General features: G+C 66.0%; 18 protein-coding genes. 5 read left to right on the top strand and 13 right to left on the bottom strand.

What is annotated here, in order from left to right; all coding sequences use genetic code 11:
- Position 1 precedes the first annotated feature (1 nt).
- The 9 genes from FHS47_RS16295 to FHS47_RS16255 form a co-directional block, all read right to left on the bottom strand.
- The gene (locus FHS47_RS16295) at positions 2-1,300 is read right to left on the bottom strand and encodes a hypothetical protein (protein WP_167030493.1); all 1,299 of its coding nucleotides are present in this window, start codon (positions 1,298-1,300) and stop codon (positions 2-4) included.
- A gap of 114 nt (positions 1,301-1,414) precedes the next feature.
- The gene (locus FHS47_RS16290) at positions 1,415-1,552 is read right to left on the bottom strand and encodes a hypothetical protein (protein ID WP_167030490.1); all 138 of its coding nucleotides are present in this window, start codon (positions 1,550-1,552) and stop codon (positions 1,415-1,417) included.
- Between the two features lie 87 nt (positions 1,553-1,639).
- Positions 1,640-1,777 (bottom strand): hypothetical protein, encoded by a 138-nt coding sequence (locus tag FHS47_RS16285; protein ID WP_167030487.1) that lies wholly within the window; start codon positions 1,775-1,777, stop codon positions 1,640-1,642.
- 118 nt (positions 1,778-1,895) lie between these two features.
- A complete protein-coding gene (locus tag FHS47_RS16280; RefSeq protein ID WP_167030484.1) occupies positions 1,896-3,188 on the bottom strand; it encodes a hypothetical protein in 1,293 nt (430 codons plus the stop codon).
- Positions 3,185-4,639: a radical SAM protein gene (locus FHS47_RS16275; RefSeq protein ID WP_208382093.1), complete on the bottom strand. Its 1,455-nt coding sequence runs from the start codon at positions 4,637-4,639 to the stop codon at positions 3,185-3,187. The genes FHS47_RS16280 and FHS47_RS16275 overlap by 4 nt, the downstream gene beginning before the upstream one ends.
- 148 nt (positions 4,640-4,787) lie before the next feature.
- Positions 4,788-6,038, bottom strand: coding sequence for an FtsX-like permease family protein (locus FHS47_RS16270; RefSeq protein WP_167030482.1), 1,251 nt, complete (start codon positions 6,036-6,038; stop codon positions 4,788-4,790).
- A gap of 9 nt (positions 6,039-6,047) precedes the next feature.
- Positions 6,048-7,364 carry an ABC transporter permease gene (locus FHS47_RS16265; RefSeq protein ID WP_167030479.1) on the bottom strand — a complete coding sequence of 439 codons (1,317 nt, stop codon included), beginning with the start codon at positions 7,362-7,364 and terminating at the stop codon, positions 6,048-6,050.
- A gap of 480 nt (positions 7,365-7,844) precedes the next feature.
- The gene (locus FHS47_RS16260; RefSeq protein ID WP_167030476.1) at positions 7,845-9,344 is read right to left on the bottom strand and encodes a YifB family Mg chelatase-like AAA ATPase; all 1,500 of its coding nucleotides are present in this window, start codon (positions 9,342-9,344) and stop codon (positions 7,845-7,847) included.
- Positions 9,345-9,515: 171 nt separating this feature from the next.
- Positions 9,516-9,770, bottom strand: a complete 255-nt coding sequence (locus FHS47_RS16255; protein WP_167032269.1) for an accessory factor UbiK family protein — start codon at positions 9,768-9,770, stop codon at positions 9,516-9,518.
- Positions 9,771-9,935: 165 nt separating this feature from the next.
- Between FHS47_RS16255 and glnK the strand changes: the two genes are divergently transcribed.
- Positions 9,936-10,274 (top strand): P-II family nitrogen regulator, encoded by a 339-nt coding sequence (gene glnK, locus FHS47_RS16250; protein ID WP_166699925.1) that lies wholly within the window; start codon positions 9,936-9,938, stop codon positions 10,272-10,274.
- A 15-nt stretch (positions 10,275-10,289) separates the two neighbouring features.
- Here the strand turns inward: glnK and FHS47_RS16245 are convergent, their stop codons facing one another.
- On the bottom strand, positions 10,290-10,820 hold the full coding sequence (locus tag FHS47_RS16245) for a DUF1453 domain-containing protein (RefSeq protein ID WP_167030473.1): 531 nt from the start codon (positions 10,818-10,820) through the stop codon (positions 10,290-10,292).
- Between the two features lie 113 nt (positions 10,821-10,933).
- Positions 10,934-11,671, bottom strand: coding sequence for a 2,3-diphosphoglycerate-dependent phosphoglycerate mutase (gene gpmA, locus FHS47_RS16240; RefSeq protein ID WP_167030470.1), 738 nt, complete (start codon positions 11,669-11,671; stop codon positions 10,934-10,936).
- A 277-nt stretch (positions 11,672-11,948) separates the two neighbouring features.
- Here gpmA and FHS47_RS16235 point away from each other — a divergent pair, with 277 nt between their 5' ends.
- Entirely contained in the window at positions 11,949-12,602 is a 654-nt protein-coding gene (locus FHS47_RS16235) for a hypothetical protein (protein WP_167030467.1), read from the top strand.
- 22 nt (positions 12,603-12,624) lie between these two features.
- Here FHS47_RS16235 and hemF read toward each other — a convergent pair whose 3' ends face one another.
- Both hemF and FHS47_RS16225 read right to left on the bottom strand, forming a co-directional pair.
- On the bottom strand, positions 12,625-13,527 hold the full coding sequence (gene hemF / locus FHS47_RS16230) for an oxygen-dependent coproporphyrinogen oxidase (protein WP_167030463.1): 903 nt from the start codon (positions 13,525-13,527) through the stop codon (positions 12,625-12,627).
- A gap of 78 nt (positions 13,528-13,605) precedes the next feature.
- Positions 13,606-14,316, bottom strand: coding sequence for a YdcF family protein (locus FHS47_RS16225; RefSeq protein ID WP_167030460.1), 711 nt, complete (start codon positions 14,314-14,316; stop codon positions 13,606-13,608).
- A 98-nt stretch (positions 14,317-14,414) separates the two neighbouring features.
- Here FHS47_RS16225 and FHS47_RS16220 point away from each other — a divergent pair, with 98 nt between their 5' ends.
- From FHS47_RS16220 to FHS47_RS16210, 3 genes are read left to right on the top strand one after another with little or no spacing between them, the layout of a single operon-like run.
- Positions 14,415-15,617, top strand: coding sequence for a beta-ketoacyl-[acyl-carrier-protein] synthase family protein (locus FHS47_RS16220; RefSeq protein ID WP_208382090.1), 1,203 nt, complete (start codon positions 14,415-14,417; stop codon positions 15,615-15,617).
- On the top strand, positions 15,614-16,414 hold the full coding sequence (locus tag FHS47_RS16215; RefSeq protein ID WP_167030457.1) for a beta-ketoacyl synthase chain length factor: 801 nt from the start codon (positions 15,614-15,616) through the stop codon (positions 16,412-16,414). Before FHS47_RS16220 ends, FHS47_RS16215 begins: the two co-directional genes overlap by 4 nt.
- Complete coding sequence (locus tag FHS47_RS16210) at positions 16,411-17,184, top strand: glycosyltransferase family 2 protein (RefSeq protein ID WP_167030454.1); 774 nt, start codon at positions 16,411-16,413, stop codon at positions 17,182-17,184. The genes FHS47_RS16215 and FHS47_RS16210 overlap by 4 nt, the downstream gene beginning before the upstream one ends.
- Positions 17,185-17,191: the final 7 nt, after the last annotated feature.

The following is a 17,191-nucleotide window of genomic DNA, read 5'->3' as shown; positions in this document are numbered from 1 at the left end:
GTCACGCCCCCTCCGCCACGGCCCGCGCCACGCGACGAAGACGACCGAGCATCCGACCGAGCGCCTTGCCGATATTCCAGAAGGTGAAGCCGGCGCCGAGGATGACAAGGATGCGCCAGCCCGTTTCGGCGACGGCATGAAGTACGTTCGACCACGTGGCGTCGGACGCGAGTTTGCTCCACGTCTCGTGAGCGAATTGCGGCAGGTTGGTCAGCACACTGAGCACGACCACGACGAACATCGTCTTCATGACATAGGCGATGAAGAGCGTCCCGAGGATGGTGTAGACCGCCAGCACACGCTTGGCCATCGGCTTCAACGTGCTTCGGCTCGTATGCGCACGCGGATGAAGGATCCGTTCGATCAGATCCTGCCACCATATCTCCTGCTGCTTCCGCAGGTTCACGATGCCGAAGAGATCGCTGACGAGCCAGTAGCCGTCCATGCGAAGGAATGGGTTGAAGGTGTTGGCGATGGATAGGTCGACGAAGATGAAGCCGAACAGGAAGATGGGATTGTTTGTCGCCAGATAGCCGATCAGCAGCGCGAAGAGCGCAAACGACTCGAAGTACACGCCGCCGATATCGACGATCGCCCGGTGTTTCCTTGGTAACTTCCAGGCATCCGAAACGTTCGTCCACAGAACGGTGTAGATCAGGTACACGCCCCATCCGATCGTCATGTTGCGGCAGCCGAAATGGGCGGCGGCGGTGGCGTGGCCGAATTCATGGCAGATGGTGGCGAGCGTGGAGATCAGCATGAGCAAGAGCACGCTGGCGATGCCAAGCTCGCCGAACTCGAAGTGCTGCCCTCGGAAGAGGAACCCGTACACGACCACGTGCATGGCCACGAACCCGACGAGGCCGAGGATCATCGCCGCGGGCCGGTAGAGAAAGGAAAGGCTCCGGGCCACCGGCTCGACGAGGCTCGACCGTATGATGGGGAGCTTCACGTGCAGGAAGGCCTTGTCGGACTGGCTGCTGGTGGCGCATCGCGGATCCTGGTCCGCGCGGATCACGATGCCCTTGGGCACCAGCGATTCCGTCACCAGGCGGGTCAGCCACGACTTATCCCTTTCGGGGCGATGCTTGTCGATGAACGACTGGATCGCCGCATCGGTATCGCGCTGTCCGTCAAATTCGCGCGCAAGCGCCATATAGTCGGCCGGCAGCGCGAAGCGCACTTCGCCGGCCCCACCCGCCCGGGGTATGAGGCACAGCTTCATGGGTTTCCCGGCATCCGAATCGAAGTCCGAGACTTCCAGGAGCGGGTTGATGACATGCGGGATGTCGTGGGTCATGTCGATGCTTGCCGGTGGAATGGGGCCAGGACAGTCGGGCTGCCTGGCCCCATCGTCATGCTCGGACCCCGCCGCTCTCGTCGAGTGGCGGGAAAAAAGTCACGACCTGCTGGATCAGCCGCCCGTCGGCTGGCTGGTCTTGTTGCAGCGGCCGTTACAGCGATCGGCGAGTTCGAGACGGTCTTCGAGTTCGATGATCTCGAATTCGTCGATGAGCAGTTCGCCGTTGTTGCTTTCGATGTTCGTATTCATGACGGATTTCTCCATGAGATGGGTCGTTGGTTTCGGAACACGAAAGCCGCGCCGGCGCCGGCACGCCCTTCGCTAACGCGAGGCCGCTCAGGCGCTCGTCGGCTTGCTCTGGCCGTCACAACGGCCGTTGCAGCGACCGGCGAGTTCAAGACGATCTTCCAGTTCGATGATCTCGAACTCGTCGATCAACAACGATTCGTTGCTGTGCTCGGTGCTATTGGTCACGTCGATTTCCTTTTGATGTTCCAATGAAGGCGACGGGCGAGCCGGCGCCGCGTGATGTGCGTGGTTTTCCACATCGCCGCCCCGCACATCGCAGGCGGCAATACCGATCCCTTGCGCCTCAGGCGGCCGACAACGACGCGTCGTGGAGGAGCGAGAGGCCCCCGCGCGACGCCAGCACACAGAGGAATCGCCAGACGCTGGCGCGACGCGCCGTGCCGAGTCCGTCCAGCCAATCGCGCGTGATGCCACGGCCCGCATCCTGGAGGAGGTCGGCGAACTCGCCTTCGTCCTCGGGCAGCCGGTAGCACTTCATGGAGTGCACGTCGACGAACACGCGCTCTCCGCGACTGGTAAGCGGCATGACCCGCGACAGGTCGAGCACGGCCCTTCCATGACGGTCGAGCACGGACGCCAGTCGCGCCTCCGCCACCGACAGCGGTTCCTCGTCGATTCCGCGCGGCAGCCTCCACTGATGGAACAGGTCGCCGCCGCACCACTCGCCCGCGGCATGCAACAGGGTTTCGGCCAGCACCCGGTAAAGACCGTGAACGGTGGCCTCCACGAAGTCCGTCGCTTCGTCACCGGTAAGCGGACGCCCAGGGTCCGCTACAGGGAAGACATGGCAAACCCGCTCCCCGTCGACGGTGGTGGCGACGACGGGAATGATGGGAGCGCCAAACCTCGCCGCCATGGCGATCAGTCCGTTCTTCACGCGAGCTTCGGTGCCGAGCATGTTCACGACGGACCGCCGATCGCCGCCACGGGGGCCGTCGAGTCCGGTGTTGCCGTCGATCGTGGACAGCACGCAGCCCCCACGCGCCAGGTGTCGCGCAAGCGCGAGCGAACCCGCCGCCTCTTCGACGCACACGTGCCGGAAGCACGTCCAGAGGGCGGCCTCGGGGCGGTCCAGGCGTGCCGACTCATAGTTGCCATAGGCATCCCGCGCCAGCGGCACCATGATCGGTATGCCGGCATGGGCGAGGTCCGAGGGGATGTCGCGCATATAGCCGAGGTGGAACGTCGCGATGATGGCGCCGCGTCCCCGAGCGAGGAGGCCTTTCACCGCATCGACCGGCAGTCGCTGCAGCCGCGGCGGTGGCGGTGTCACGTCCAGCTTCGACAGGTAGTGGTGGTGGTATTCCCAGCCGAGCCACAACTTGCTGATGGCCGCCTCGCGAGCGAGGCGCAGCACGGCCTCAGGTGCCATGTGCTCACCCAGCAGCGCCATGAGGTTCATGCGATACGAACGAAGCCCGTAGTGGGCAAGGTCGTCGTCGCTCAAGGCCAGAAGCCTCGCATGCACCTCCGACGGGTCGGCATCGTCGGAGGAAAGCAGGTCGTTCACCTGCCATACCGCGGGCGGCACCTGCGCCATCCTATCGTGGCCGTCGATGCGCGGCACGGCGCTCACGGCACGGGCTCCATTGCCGCGGCGGCCGCCTGCCGCTGGGTCGACTCGAAGTAGGCCACCATCTCCTGCTTCGCCGTGCGCCGGATGCCCGGGCAGGGTCGCTCACCCGAATCGATGCGGATCTTGGGGCAGTGCACGCCCTGGCACGCCGCGAGCATGTGGCAACTCTGGCATCCGGAGTCCCGCTCGAAGGCCGGCTCGGTCCACAAAGCCATCTTGTCGACGTCGAGATCGAGCGTGCCATCGGCCTTCAGCGTGCCCACGATGTTGTGGTCGGCCTTGTCGAGGTCGATAGTGCATTTCATGAGATCGCCGTGCGCACCGACGATGAAGTTGTACGGCCGCGCCGCGTAACACACTTCCTCGCCGGCACCGAGTCCGGGTTGCCATCCGCCGGTAACGTTGAGGCCCAGCGACCGCGCGAGCGCCGTCACTTTCGTGCGCACGGCCTGCGACTCGTCCACGCCGCATACGGCGAGGTTGGCATCGTTGGCACCGCCCCACTGGCCCACCGAGTGGAACGCCAGCACGAACCGGTCGTCGTTCGCGAAGCGCTCCTGCAGCATCGGCAGGAAGGCTTCCAGGCCCGGCGAGTTCTCCTTGTCGAAGTTCACGCGGATGACGACGGTGAAGCGGTCCGGCCGCTCGGCCAGGCGGCAGAGGTTGTGGAAGATCGTATCGAACGTCTTGCCGCCGTCCCGCGCGCCGCGATGGCGGTCGTGGTCCTCGGGCAGCCCGTCGAGGGTGATCTGGAAGTCGTTGATCCTGGCGGCCAGTAACCGGTCGGCCACGTCGTCGGTCAACAGGTAACCGTTGGTGGTCATGTGGGTGTGGTAGCGGAGTCCGGCCTCGTCCGCGATCTGGGTGAAGAACGGCCCCAGGTCGTCGATGGCCTCCATGCCGTACAACGGTTCGCCGCCGAACCAGGAAACACTGAGTTCCTTCAACGCACCGAGCCGGCTCCGCACAAGATTCTTGATGCCTTCACGCACCTCGGGGAGCATCGTCCCCCGGCGGAAATCCTCGTAACAGTAGGTACAGCGAAAGTTGCAGTCTTCCGAGGCAAGAAGGATCAGTTCGAGGCGATCGGTGCGGTGGTTCTCGGTGCCGAACGCATACTGCACGCGGCGCAGCTCGTCCGTCGCCATCGGCACGAGAAACCCGCGGTCGACGAGGTAGCGGCTTATCTTGCGGCCTTCGTCGGCGTCGGTCTTCTGGCTGATCAGTGCCCGCACCGCGTCGTGCTGTTCCGGGCGAAAGGCGTTCATGGAACCGCTGTAGGTATTCCACAACAGCAGCCATCCTTCTTCGGTGGTGGCCTGCACGTTGAAGCGCGAAGGCTTCAGTCGGATGGGCGGCTTCCTGGCAGAAGTGCCAATCGGCTCTTCGATCAGGCGAATGGGAATGCGGTCCAGCGGTGACTTAGAGAGAACGTCGCTATTCGTACCCACAACAACCTCCAATGTCCTGTGCACAAGAACGATGGCGCATTGAGGATCGCCCGGCCGCGGTACATTCCCGCGGCAGGTGTCCCATCCGGTGGATCCGGCATGGCTATGGAATTCACTGCGCGATGCCCCCGGCATCGCGTTTCACCCTTTACATCGAACGTATCGCGCTGGCCGGCTCGACTCGAGCCGCGCGTCGCGCGGGAACGAATGTCGAAGCCTGGCTCAAGGCAAGCACGCACACGACGCCGAGGAGCACGTCGGTCACGGGCAGGCGATCCATTTCATAGCGCTTGATGAGCGCGAAATTCAGGCCGACCGCAAGCACGATGCCCAGTACGGCGCCGGAGCCCACGATCAGGAGATTCTCGACCTGGAAATAACCGAGGATGTCGCGGCGCCGCGCACCGAGTGCGCGCCGAATGCCGATCTGCCGTTCGCGCTGATCGACCCAGAAGCTGGTGAGCCCGAACACCCCGGCCGCCGTCACGCACAGCAGGATCAGCGATACGCCGCCCATCAGCATGGCCATGCCGATGTCGGCCCGGTAGGCATCGTGACGGATGTCCGCGTAGCTCTGGATGCCGTCCTCCGCAATCACGCGCTGGCTGTTCGCCTGGTATAGCGCATCCGGCGCGGCACGCATCGCGGCGGCCAGACGGCCGGGTTTCGCCCTTACCGCGTATCGCGAGAACGTGGAATTCAGGCGCGTGGGCACGAGCACGGAGCTATAGGCAAAGCTGGTACTGAACGCGTTGGTACCCGGTGTCTGCAGCCTATCCACGATGCCGACGATCGACGCGGGCGCGCCGCCTCCGTCGAGGTAGACATTCTTGCCGAGGGCGCCGCCATCGGGGAAAAGCCGCCGGGCAATCTCCTGGCTGACGATGATCCGCGACGGCGTATTCGCGTCGCCCAGCGCCTTGTGCTCGACGTCAGCGGCTGTAAAAGCGCGACCCGCCACCAGCTTCACGCCGAGCGTCGGCAGGACGTTCTCGTCCGTGAAATAGAAACTGGCCTGGAGGTTCGCCTTGGGCTGATCGGGAGCAAGGCCGATGCCGCCGTTCCACGCCGCGGAGTTCAGCAAGGGCAGGGAATTGATCGGGGTAACCGATGCGACGTCCGGAAGCGCACGCAGCACGGCCAGATCTTCGCGCTGCATCGTGTCGAGGCGCTCTATAGCGTCCTTCCCATCCGCGTCGCCCTCGCTCACCCATTGCTGGGTGACCAGGAAGAGCCCGTCTTCGTCCAGTCCCGTGGCCCGCGCGATGCGTTCGATGCGTCCACCGATGATGAAGACCGAGTTGCAGACGATCGCCAGGGTCAGGGCGATCTGCAGCACGATGAGTGCGACACCGGCCTTATGTCGACGCAATGCGGAGATCATGGGATGCATGGTCATGTCACCGCCTCACTGCGATTTCAGCTGCCAGGTGGGCTGCACCAGCGTTGCCCGGAAGGTCGGATAGAGCCCGGCGAGCAAGGTGGATACCAACGCAAGCAGCAGAGTGAGCAACAGGAGGGCGAGGTCGACACGCGCAAGCGAAGCGATGTCGGCAGGCAGGAGCCAATGGACACACGCGACGCCCAACCCGGTCAGGGCCAGCCCGAGCAACCCGCCGGCGATGCCGATCATGCCGGCCTCGGTGAGAAACTGCGCATAGATCGCACCGCGTGGAGCACCGATGGCGCGGCGGACGCCGATCTCTCCGCTCCTGCGCAGGAACTTGGCCAGTAGCAGGCCCGAGGTGTTCACCAGACAGACGATGAGGAGACCGAGAGCGACCAGCAGGGAGACGCCCGTGTCCGCGGGTACGACGTGCTGGGCATCGAGCCATGCGGGGATGTCGCGCAGGCGGTTGTTGGGTGCCCATGTCGTCGCGCCGCTGTCCTGAAGCTGCCGCGCGTAGCCGTCGAGATAGGCGCGATAGGAGCGGACGGCGTCCGCGTCGTCGAGCTGGACGAGATAGGAAATCCAGACGCACGTGGATTCCTTCAGTCCCGCGATGCCCCCTTCGCTCGGACTCTTGCTGCACCCCGTGTTACCCGTGCTGGCCATGCCCGCGCCGACCGCCGTTTCGAACGGAAGGAACACATCTTCGCGGGTGGTGGTGAAGCCACCGGTGTTGACGATGTCGAAGAACCGCGGCTGCGGATCCCAATGGGCCAGCACACCGACGATGCGGTAACTCTTCCCCGCCACCTGCAACGTTTCCCCGACGCTGTTGCGCCCCTGGAAAAGCCGCCGATTGAGTGTGTCTCCGATGACGACGACATTCGCCCGCCGTTCGTCGTCCTGCCTGCTCCAGCCGGAACCGAAAGCGAACGGCACCTCCAGCATCGGAAAGAAATCGCTGCTTACCGCATGCCCGTCCACATTCACGGGATGGCTTCCGGCTCGCGTCGACTGCACGGCGGGTGACACCTTGTAGATGGCGGCCTGCATCGAACCGCGATGCTCGTTCAACAACGAGGTGGCGGTGCGATAGTCGAGCGCGGCAGGCGGCTCGCCGTCCTTTCCCCGCTCCGCCGGGCCCCACACATCCACCTGGGGAACGAAAAGACGGTGCGACTTCCACGGGATGGGGTCGCCGGAAACCGCGCGAAAGACGGAGAACGTCGTCATCGAAGCGGCCACACCGAAACCGATCGCGAGCACCATGAGCGCCGTCAACCCCGGACTGCGCCGAAAGCTACGTAAAGCAAGTTCCAGATAATAGGAAAACAAGCCCCGCCCCCTTGCCGTCATTGGCAATGCCGCTCACGAACCGTTGCATCGAAGGATGCACGGTACTGCCCGTCGTCACTTCGGACGCCACGCTTGCGGACCGCACTCGATGGCGATGGGCGAGTGTCGCGCTCATCGCGTGCCATCGCGGCCGCTTTGCGTGATGGGGGTTGTCTATAAGGGCGAGCACAACAGCGTGTCAATACGAAATTGCCCTGCGTCGCTCACATCGTAATTTCCTCGACGATGTCTGTGGTGCGCGTCACGATTCCGTTTCAGCGTCTTACGCTTGCAGCCAGCGTATCGAGCGTCGATGTGTAAGACCATCCTATGTAGGGGAACACCTACAAACGATTAAGTTCTGCCTTACACCATTTCGGCAACAGCGCAGGAAATCGCGACCTACCGATGAACGCGAATCCACATGCGAAGACATTCGTTACGTCCGCCGTTGCCGAAAATGCGCCTGACTTCGGCATCTCAGAACCGCCGGTAATGCAGCGCTTCTGCAAGATGCGGTTGCTCCACGCACCCTGCCCCGCCTTCGAGATCGGCGATGGTGCGCGCCACGCGCAGGATGCGGTGGTAGGCGCGAGCGGATGCACCGAGCTTGTCGAGTGCCTCCTGTAGCCAGTCGCGCTCCGCTGCGGGGAGTGCGCAGTCGCGTTCGAGGTTCACGACACTGAGTTCCGCGTTCGCCTGCCCCGCACGGAGCAGGGCCTTCTCGCGTGCGGCAATCACGCGCTGGCGCACCGTGGTGCTGTCGTCGTCGCGCGGGCCCCGCCCGGCGGAGAGTTCCGTGATCGGAACCCGGGGCACTTGCACGCAAAGATCGATGCGGTCCAGCAACGGCCCCGAGATGCGCGTGCGATAACGCAGCACCTGGTCCGGCGTGCAACGGCATTCGTGCAGGGGATCGCCCGCGTAGCCGCACGGGCATGGATTCATGGCCGCGACGAGCTGGAACTCCGCGGGAAACGTGGACTGCCGTGCGGCGCGTGAGATGACGATTTGTCCGGACTCCAACGGCTCGCGCAGCACTTCCAGTACGTGCCGGCTGAATTCCGGAAGCTCATCGAGGAAGAGCACGCCGTTGTGGGCCAGAGAGATCTCGCCGGGCCGCGGTGACGATCCGCCGCCGACCAGTGCAACGCCCGATGCCGTGTGGTGCGGCGCTCGGAACGGGCGGCGGCGCCAGCAGCGGGGGTCGATGTCCTCGCCGGACAGCGAACGGATGGCGCAGCTTTCCAGCGCCTCGGTTTCCGTCATCGGCGGCAGGATGCCAGGCAGGCGTTCCGCGAGCATGGTCTTGCCGGTGCCCGGCGGGCCTATCAGGAGCAGGTGGTGTCCGCCCGCGGCGGCGATCTCCAGTGCGCGCCGCGCCTGGAACTGGCCGCGGATGTCGTGCATGTCGGGGCCGCAGGCCGGCATGGCGTAGAAGTCGGCCGCCTCGGGACCGACAAGCTCGGCCTGCCCACGCAACCAGGCGCAGACCTCGGCCAGGCTGTCCGCCAGCAGCACGTCGCCCTCGCCGATCAGCGAGGCTTCGGCCGCGTTGGCGCGCGGCACCACGATGCGGCGGCCGCTGCGCCGCGCACGGATGAGAGCGGGAAGAATGCCGGGCACCGCCCTCAATTCGCCGGAGAGCGCCAGTTCCCCAAGGAATTCGCAATCGTCCAGCCGCTCGCGGGGCACCTGCGACCCGGCGGCGAGGATGCCGAGGGCAATGGCGAGGTCGAATCGCCCGCCGTCCTTCGGCAGTTCGGCCGGGGCCAGGTTCACCGTGACGCGGCGGTTCGGATATTCGAAGGCGGTGTTCTGGATGGCGACGCGGACACGGTCGCGCGCCTCGCGAACCGCCGCTTCAGGCAGGCCCACGATGGATGTGGAAGGCAGCCCACCGGAGAGGTGTACCTCGACGACCACCTGCGGCGCCGCGACACCTTCCTGAGCGCGCGAGAGGGTGACGGCGAGGCTCATGACGGCCGGTATCGTAACCGGTAACGGAATTCGATTACCGGGCCGGGATCACGGTCCTTGCTGGATCCGGTCTGCACACGCACTCCTTGCGCTCTCGGGAAAATAACCGCCCCCGACCGCTCTCGGGGTGAGGGTGACGGATCGGGGGCGGTCCCGGGACGTGTGAACGACCTACTGGCCGCGTTGCGCCGCGCTCATTTCGAGATCGGCAAGGCGCTTTTCCAGGAGTTCGAGCCGTTCGCGCGTGCGCGCCAGAACCTGGCTCTGAACATCGAATTCTTCGCGGGTTACGAGATCGAGGCGGCGGAGTCCTTGCGCCAGAATATCTTTGAAGTTGGCGTGCAGATCCTCACGCGCTTGCGCCAACCCTGGCGGAACCAACGATGCCAACCGCTGTGCGAGTTGATCGATACCCTGCACATCCATCTTGCGCACCTCGATGTCGTGAATGAATTCTATGTATTCGAATTGTAGGCGCTATAGGCCTACGCCCACACATTGTGTAGGGGTTTTCCTACAGACCCCCGTATGGAGACGGCGGGACCCGGATGGCACAATGGCTGTCCGCGCGTCGCGCACGAGGAGTAATACATGAAGCTGGTGGTCGCCATCATCAAGCCTTTCAAGCTGGACGACGTCCGCGAAGCCCTTGCCGATGTAGGGGTACAGGGGGTGACGGTGACGGAAGTGAAGGGCTTCGGGCGACAGAAAGGCCACACCGAGCTGTATCGGGGTGCCGAATACGTGGTCGACTTCCTGCCCAAGATCAAGCTGGAGGTGGCCGTGGCCGACGACCAGATCGAACGGGTGGTCGAGGCGATCCAGCAGGCCGCACGCACGGGCAAGATCGGCGACGGCAAGATCTTCGTAAGCCCGCTCGAGCAAGTCATCCGCATCCGCACCGGCGAACTGGACAACGACGCCCTCTGAACGGGCGCCTGCCGCTCAGGCAGCCTGCAAGGCCCGCTTGTAGCGGCGGTGGTGCAGGAGGATCCCTGCGTAATAGACCAGGTAATAGCCGACGGTAAGGCCGACGATCGCCATCGTCAGGGGGCTGTTGCCCGGCCCGGGGCCCTGGGTGGCTGCGGCGCCGCCCGCCATGGCCGGCGCCAGCATCAGGAAACGCCAGGCCAGGCGGCCGACCAGCAACGCGGTCAGCGCGCCGCCCATCCAGGGGTTGGGCACGTAGCAATCCGCGCCGTCGCCGCCCAGTTCGAACCGCGTGAGGCGCAGGCCGAGCAGCGCCGCCAGCGCGCCGCCGGCCAGCACGCCACCGAGGGCACCCTCGGCAAGGCGGATGTTCTGCAGGCCCGACAGCATCATCAGGCCTATGAGGACAGCGAAGATCGCCACGCGGACCGTCATCCGCCGGGTGCGGATGGGCTGCCGGCCGAAGCTGCCGCGTACCCGGCGATACACGGCGAAGGCCATCAACGGGGCGGCGAACACGAAGGAAAGGGCGGACGGAGCCAGCATGGCGAAACCTCTTGGGGTCGGTCGCTAGGAATGACTCCTAGGTTAGCGACACGGCGCGCCCGTTCGAGGGGCGGTTGTGATCCATCGCGGGTGACGCCTGTCACCCGCCCCGTTCACGACTTGGCCTTGCCCTGATTGGCGACGGCGGCCATCTTGGCCTCGATTTCGGCCTGATCGCCCAGGTAGTAGTGCTTCACCGGACGCAACTCGGCGTCGAACTCGTACACCAGCGGTATGCCGTTGGGGATGTTCAGCTCGGCGATGTCGTCGTCGGAAATGCCGTCGAAGAACTTGACCAGGGCACGCATCGAATTGCCGTGGGCGGCCATCAACACGTTGTTCCCCGCACGGATGGCCGGCGCCAGCACCTCGTGCCAGTACGGCAGCACGCGTTCCACCGTGTCCTTCAGGCATTCCGTCAGCGGCACGGCGATACCCTTGTAGCGGTCGTCGTCCGCGAAGGCCTTCGCGCCCGGTTCGAGGGCCGGCGGTGGCGTGTCGTAGCTGCGGCGCCAGATGTGCACCTGCTCGTTACCGTATTTCGCGGCGGTCTCGGCCTTGTTGAGGCCGGTAAGCGCGCCGTAGTGCCGCTCGTTGAGACGCCAGTCGGTCACCACCGGAATCCACATCAGGTCCATTTCGTCCTGCACGTGCCAGAGCGTGCGCACGGCGCGCTTCAGGTACGAGGTGTGGGCCAGATCGAAGGTGAAGCCGGCCTCCTTCAGGAGGCGCCCGGCTTCGCGGGCCTCGGCCACGCCTTGCTCGCTGAGGTCGACGTCGGCCCAGCCGCTGAAGCGGTTTTCGAGGTTCCAGGCCGACTGGCCGTGGCGGATCATCACGAGCTTGTACATGGCGGTAGGGCGCGGGCAGGGAAAAGGGGATGGTGGAGCGTCTTGGCGGGCGAGGTCAACATTGCTGCGGGAGTCGGCCGCCTTTGGCGGCCTGTAAGTCGCGGCCTGCGGCCGCTGCGAACCGTAAGGGAAACCCACTTACGGTTCACAAGCGCCGCCAGGCGCGCTCCCAGCGGCCGCAGGCCGCGACTCACTCAAATGCCCCTGCCGTCAGTCACGCTAAACCTATGCCGCTTTGGGTGCATCCTAAGGGCTCAATCCACCGCGGAGTCCCGCAATGCGTCGTACGCTCCTTTCTCTCTTCATCGCCTTCTCCGTCGCCGGCGCGGCCGTCGCCCAGGAGGACGTCAGCAAGGTCAACGGCAGCGCCACGGTGGACGCCGGGCAGCGCGCCGGGGACGTGCACACCGTCAATGGCTCCGTGCGCGTCGGCGACCGTGCCGTTGTGCAGAAGGCCAGCACGGTGAACGGTTCGGTCGAGATCGGCGAAGGCGCCACGGCCACCGGTGTCAAGACGGTCAACGGCGCGGTCACCCTGAACGACAAGGCCCGTGTATCCGGCGATGTGGAAAACGTAAACGGCAGGGTGCGCCTCGACGAGGGTGCGGACGTCGGCGGGCACCTCCACAACGTCAACGGCGAGATCCAGCTGGAGCGCGCGCATGTGGGCGGCGGCATCGAAACCACCAACGCCGACGTCACCATCGGCGAGGGCTCGAAGGTCGAGGGCGGGCTGCTCGTCAAGAAGCCGGGCTGGGGCCTCTTCGGCAATCACAACGATCGCGTGCCGAAGATCGTCATCGGCCCGCATGCCGTCGTGCAGGGCACGCTCACCTTCGAACGCGACGTGGAACTCTACGTCAGCGATTCGGCCACGGTCGGCAAGATCGAAGGCGCCACGCCGAAGAAATTCTCCGGCGCGACGCCCTGAGACAAATAAATCGGGGGGCCGATCAAACCCAGTCGCGCGGCTTCAGGTACTCCTGGAGCCGCGCTTCCGCGCTGTCCGCTTCCGGCGAATAGCCATACTCGAAGCGCACGCGGGGCGGCAGGCTCATCAGGATGGATTCGGTGCGGCCACCGGACTGCAGGCCGAACAGCGTGCCGCGGTCGTACACCAGATTGAATTCCACGTAGCGGCCACGGCGATACAGCTGGAATTCGCGCTCGCGTTCGCCGTACGGCATGTCACGGCGCCGTTCGACGATGGGCAGGTAAGCGTCGAGGAACCCCTCGCCGACGTCGCGCATGAAGTTCATGCAGCGCTCGAAGCCGCCTTCGTTGAGGTCGTCGTAGAACAGCCCGCCCACGCCGCGGGTCTCGCCACGATGCTTCAGGTAGAAGTATTCGTCGCACCAGTGCTTGTACCGCGCGTATACATCGTCGCCATAGGGCTGGCAGAGATCCCTCGCCACCGTGTGCCAATGGCGCACGTCGTCGTCGAAGGGATAGAAGGGCGTGAGGTCGAACCCACCACCGAACCACCAGACCGGATCGCTGCCTTCCTTCAACGCCTCGAAGTAGCGCACGTTGGCATGAGTGGTCGGGATGTACGGGTTGCGTGGATGCAGCACCAGCGACACGCCGGTGGCGATGAAACTGCCCCCGACCAGATCCGGACGGTGGGCCGTGGCGCTGGGCGGAAGCGGCGACCCCGTCACGTACGAGAAGTTGACCCCGCCCTGCTCGAAGACACCGCCATCGCGCAGTACGCGCGTTCTTCCGCCACCCCCGGCCGGCCGGGTCCACGCGTCTTCCTCGAAGCGTGCCACTCCGTCCGCCAACTCGACAGCCGCGCAGATGCGATCCTGCAAACCACGCAGGAACGAGGCGGCGAGTTCGGCTTGCTCGGACATGACGCATCCTTCAATAAGAGTGGACGCCCAAGCTTAGCAAGCACAACGAAGGGACGCCCGCGACGAAGCGGCGCGCCCTCAGGAGATGCGGGTGGCCATGCGCCGGTTGCCGGTCAAGGCCGCCCAGCGCATGCCGGTGTCGATCCACATGAGGTAGCCCGCCTCCATCAGCAGACGAGTGACGTAACGCCGGCCGAGCGGCAGACGCTCTTCGGCGGCGAGCGGCTCGGCGTCGAAGCCGAGGCGCCGGGCAAGGTAGAGGCAGCGGGCCAGATGGTAGCGGCTGGTCACCAGCCACACGGGCGGAAGCGCGGCGTCGCTGCGCTCCCGCAACAACTCGCGCGCGTGGCGCAGGTTTTCGAGGGAATCGACGGAAGCCTGTTCCAGTTGCAGCGGCACGGTTTCCGGCCACCCTTCGGCCTGTAGCCAGCGGCGGCCGGCCTCGGCCTCGCTGATGGATCCACCGCTGTAGCCGCCAAGAACGAGCACGCGATCCGCGAAACCGGCGAAGGCATCTGCGCGACCCCTGGCGAGCCTTCCGACGAAATCGGCTTCAGGCCGGTCGCTTACGAGACGGCGGCCGAATATCAGCATGGCGCGCCGGCCGGCGGCGCGCGCCGGTGCGCGCGCGGCAAGCCAGTACACGCGCCCCAGGTGCGCCGCATAGACCAGCCCGAGGCTGGCGGCGAACACCACGGCGGTGACGAAGGCCGCGACGAGGATGTCGCGATCGCTCAGGTAACGCCAGACGCCACGGCGGAGGATTTTCGGAGCGCGCAGACCGGACATGGAAGCATCCTCAAGGACGGCAGTATCGCCTGAACGTGTCGTGCGTGGCATTACGCCGTTCACGAGACGCTGCGGATCAAAAAGGATAGGCTCGCCGCATGCCTCATCTCATGACACCGTTAGCCATCAGCGCGTACACCGCCACCTCCGCCCTCGGCCGGGGCCTGCAAGCCCACGCCGACGCACTCGCCTCGTCGCGTGGCGGCCTCGTTCCGAACGATTTCAGTACCGCGCCGCTCGACTGCTGGATCGGGCGCGTTGCCGGCGTGGAGGACGAGCCGCTTCCACCCGAACTGGCGGAGTGGGATTGTCGCAACAACCGGCTTGCCTGGATCGCCCTGCGCCAGGACGGTTTCGCCGACGCGGTGCGCGCGGCACGCGAGCGCTATGGATCGGCACGCATCGCGGTGCTGCTGGGCACATCCACGGCCAGCATCGGCGCCACCGAGGAGGGGTATCGCCGGCTCGACCACGGCAGCATGCCCGCGGACCTTCATCGCCCTGTGCTGCATACCCCCCATTCGCTCGCAAGCTTCGTCGCGGCGGCTTTCGAACTCGATGGCCCGTGCCTCACGGTGGCCACGGCGTGCTCCTCCAGCGCCAAGGTGTTCGCGAACGCGGAACGCATGATCCGCCTCGGCCTCATCGACGCGGCGATCGTCGGCGGCACCGACAGCCTCTGCGACAGCGTGCTGTTCGGATTCAACTCGCTCGAACTCGTATCGCCCGAACCCTGCCGTCCTTTCGACGCCGGGCGCAACGGCATCTCGATCGGCGAGGCCGCGGGCTTCGCCATCCTCGAACGCATCGAAGCGGCGAAGGACGCCCCGCTGCTCATCGGCTACGGCGAGGCCAGCGACGCGCACCACATGTCCACGCCCCACCCCGAAGGCCTCGGCGCGGAACTCGCGCTGCGCGACGCGCTGGCCCGTGCGGGCATCGAGCCGGGCGACGTCGACTACATCAACCTGCATGGCACCGCGAGCCAGAAGAACGACGAAGTGGAAGCCGCGCTCGTCGCGCGCACCTTCCCCCCGACCACTCGGGCCAGTTCGACCAAGGGATTCACCGGCCACACCCTGGGCGCGGCCGGCGTACTGGAGGCCGCCATCACGCTGCTCGCCATGCGCGAGCGCCAGGTGCCGGCAAACCTCGGCGCGACCACGCCCGATCCCCTCTGCGGTCCGCAGATGGCGTGGCGTCCGGAGCCCGCGGAGATCCGCATCGCCCTCAGCAACTCCTTCGGATTCGGCGGCAACAACGCGTGCCTTGCCTTCGCCCGCGCGGAGCAACGCGCATGAGCCCCGCCCTGTCGGTCTGGATCAGCGGCATCGGTCTCTGGGCGCCCGGCGCCGGTGACTGGCATGCCTTCCGCGACATCGTCGCCGGCGGCGCCGCCCCGGGCGAAACCACGCGCCCGGTGGCCGAGGTGCTGCCGCCGAACGAGCGCCGCCGTGCCCCGGAAAGCGTGCTGCTCGCGGCGGCGGTCGCCGGCCAGGCCGTGCGGATGAGCGGTCGCGACGCCGCCACGTTGCCGTGCGTGTTCGCCTCCGCGCACGGCGACCAGGTCATCACCGACTACATGTGCGAGACCCTGGCCACCGCACCGCGCGAACTCTCGCCGACGAAGTTCCACAACTCGGTGCACAACGCGCCCGCGGGCTACTGGACGATAGCCACCGGATGCCATGCGGCCTCCAGCGCCGTGTCGGGCGGCGAGGAAGCCTTCGGCGCCGGGCTGCTGGAGGCTGCCACGCTCGCCGTGGCCGACGATCGCGACGTGCTGCTCGCAAGCTACGACATCGCCGGTACCGGACCGCTGGGAAGCATGACGAGCACTACCGGCCCGTTCGCCGTCGCGCTCGTCCTCTCGCCGCGTGCCGAGGGTGCCGCTGTGCGCCTGGACATCACGCCGGAGCGAGGCAACAGCGGCAGCGATCCCATGGGCGACGGCTGGTTGGACGGCCTGTCGGCAAGCAATCCCTCCGCCCGGGCCGTGCCGCTGATGCGTGCCCTGGCACTGACCCGGCCGGCGGCCTTGCGCATAGCCGCCGCGCGCGGCCTCGACCTGCACATCGACATGGGAGTCGCCGCATGAGCGCCGCCACGCCGCGCTATTGCATCCTCATTCCCTGCCTCAACGAGGAGCGCGCCATCGGTCGCGTGGTAAGCGAAGCGCTTGCGCTTGGCCTGCCGGTGATCGTGGTGGACGACGGTTCCGACGACCGCACTCCAGACATCGTGGGCACCATGCCCGCTACCCTGCTCCGCCACGACAGGCGCCGGGGCAAGGGCGAGGCCCTGCGCACGGGTTTCCGCGAAGCACGCCGCATGGGGTACGACGCCGTCGTGACCATGGACGGCGACGGTCAGCACCTCGCCGCCGACATTCCCGCCATCGTCGCCGCCGGCGAACGCTATCCCGGCTCCATCGTGATCGGCGCGCGCCTGCTCGACCGCGAACAGCAGCCGAACGGCCGCCGCCGCGCCAACGCCGTCGCCGACTGGGGCATTTCCTGGGCCTGCGCCCTTCCCATCGCCGATACGCAGAGCGGGCAGCGGCTGTATCCGCGGGAAATCCTCGACCTGGCGGATATCCCCGCCGAACATTTCGTCTTCGAAGCGGCCGTGTTGATCACGGCATGTCGGGAACGCGGCATCGGCGTGGTCTCGGTGCCCATCGCATCGCGCTACCAGGGGGAGTTCCGGCTCAGCCACTTCAGCCCCGTGCGCGACGTGACGCGGATCACCCTCTATACGATCGGCAGGATCTTCCACTATGGGAGCGTCCTCGCCAGTTATCGGCGATCGCGAGCGCGACCCACGATCGTGGAAGACCGCGCGACGGCAAGCCTGGCCGTAAACTGATCAGAAG

The sequence above is a fragment of the Luteibacter sp. SG786 genome, from assembly GCF_011759605.1.
In the GTDB taxonomy this organism is placed as follows: domain Bacteria; phylum Pseudomonadota; class Gammaproteobacteria; order Xanthomonadales; family Rhodanobacteraceae; genus Luteibacter.
The sequence above is the reverse complement of the archived record's forward strand: the minus strand, read 5'-3'. Positions and strand labels throughout refer to the sequence as shown.

Excerpts from the sequence above, each read along its gene's own strand:
- FHS47_RS16295 (WP_167030493.1), bottom strand. The coding sequence starts at position 1,300 with ATGACCCACGACATCCCGCATGTCATCAACCCGCTCCTGGAAGTCTCG.
- FHS47_RS16290 (WP_167030490.1), bottom strand. The coding sequence starts at position 1,552 with ATGAATACGAACATCGAAAGCAACAACGGCGAACTGCTCATCGACGAA.
- FHS47_RS16270 (WP_167030482.1), bottom strand. The coding sequence starts at position 6,038 with ATGACCATGCATCCCATGATCTCCGCATTGCGTCGACATAAGGCCGGT.
- FHS47_RS16260 (WP_167030476.1), bottom strand. The coding sequence starts at position 9,344 with ATGAGCCTCGCCGTCACCCTCTCGCGCGCTCAGGAAGGTGTCGCGGCG.
- FHS47_RS16255 (WP_167032269.1), bottom strand. The coding sequence starts at position 9,770 with ATGGATGTGCAGGGTATCGATCAACTCGCACAGCGGTTGGCATCGTTG.
- glnK (WP_166699925.1), top strand. The coding sequence starts at position 9,936 with ATGAAGCTGGTGGTCGCCATCATCAAGCCTTTCAAGCTGGACGACGTC.
- FHS47_RS16245 (WP_167030473.1), bottom strand. The coding sequence starts at position 10,820 with ATGCTGGCTCCGTCCGCCCTTTCCTTCGTGTTCGCCGCCCCGTTGATG.
- gpmA (WP_167030470.1), bottom strand. The coding sequence starts at position 11,671 with ATGTACAAGCTCGTGATGATCCGCCACGGCCAGTCGGCCTGGAACCTC.
- FHS47_RS16235 (WP_167030467.1), top strand. The coding sequence starts at position 11,949 with ATGCGTCGTACGCTCCTTTCTCTCTTCATCGCCTTCTCCGTCGCCGGC.
- hemF (WP_167030463.1), bottom strand. The coding sequence starts at position 13,527 with ATGTCCGAGCAAGCCGAACTCGCCGCCTCGTTCCTGCGTGGTTTGCAG.
- FHS47_RS16225 (WP_167030460.1), bottom strand. The coding sequence starts at position 14,316 with ATGTCCGGTCTGCGCGCTCCGAAAATCCTCCGCCGTGGCGTCTGGCGT.
- FHS47_RS16220 (WP_208382090.1), top strand. The coding sequence starts at position 14,415 with ATGCCTCATCTCATGACACCGTTAGCCATCAGCGCGTACACCGCCACC.
- FHS47_RS16215 (WP_167030457.1), top strand. The coding sequence starts at position 15,614 with ATGAGCCCCGCCCTGTCGGTCTGGATCAGCGGCATCGGTCTCTGGGCG.
- FHS47_RS16210 (WP_167030454.1), top strand. The coding sequence starts at position 16,411 with ATGAGCGCCGCCACGCCGCGCTATTGCATCCTCATTCCCTGCCTCAAC.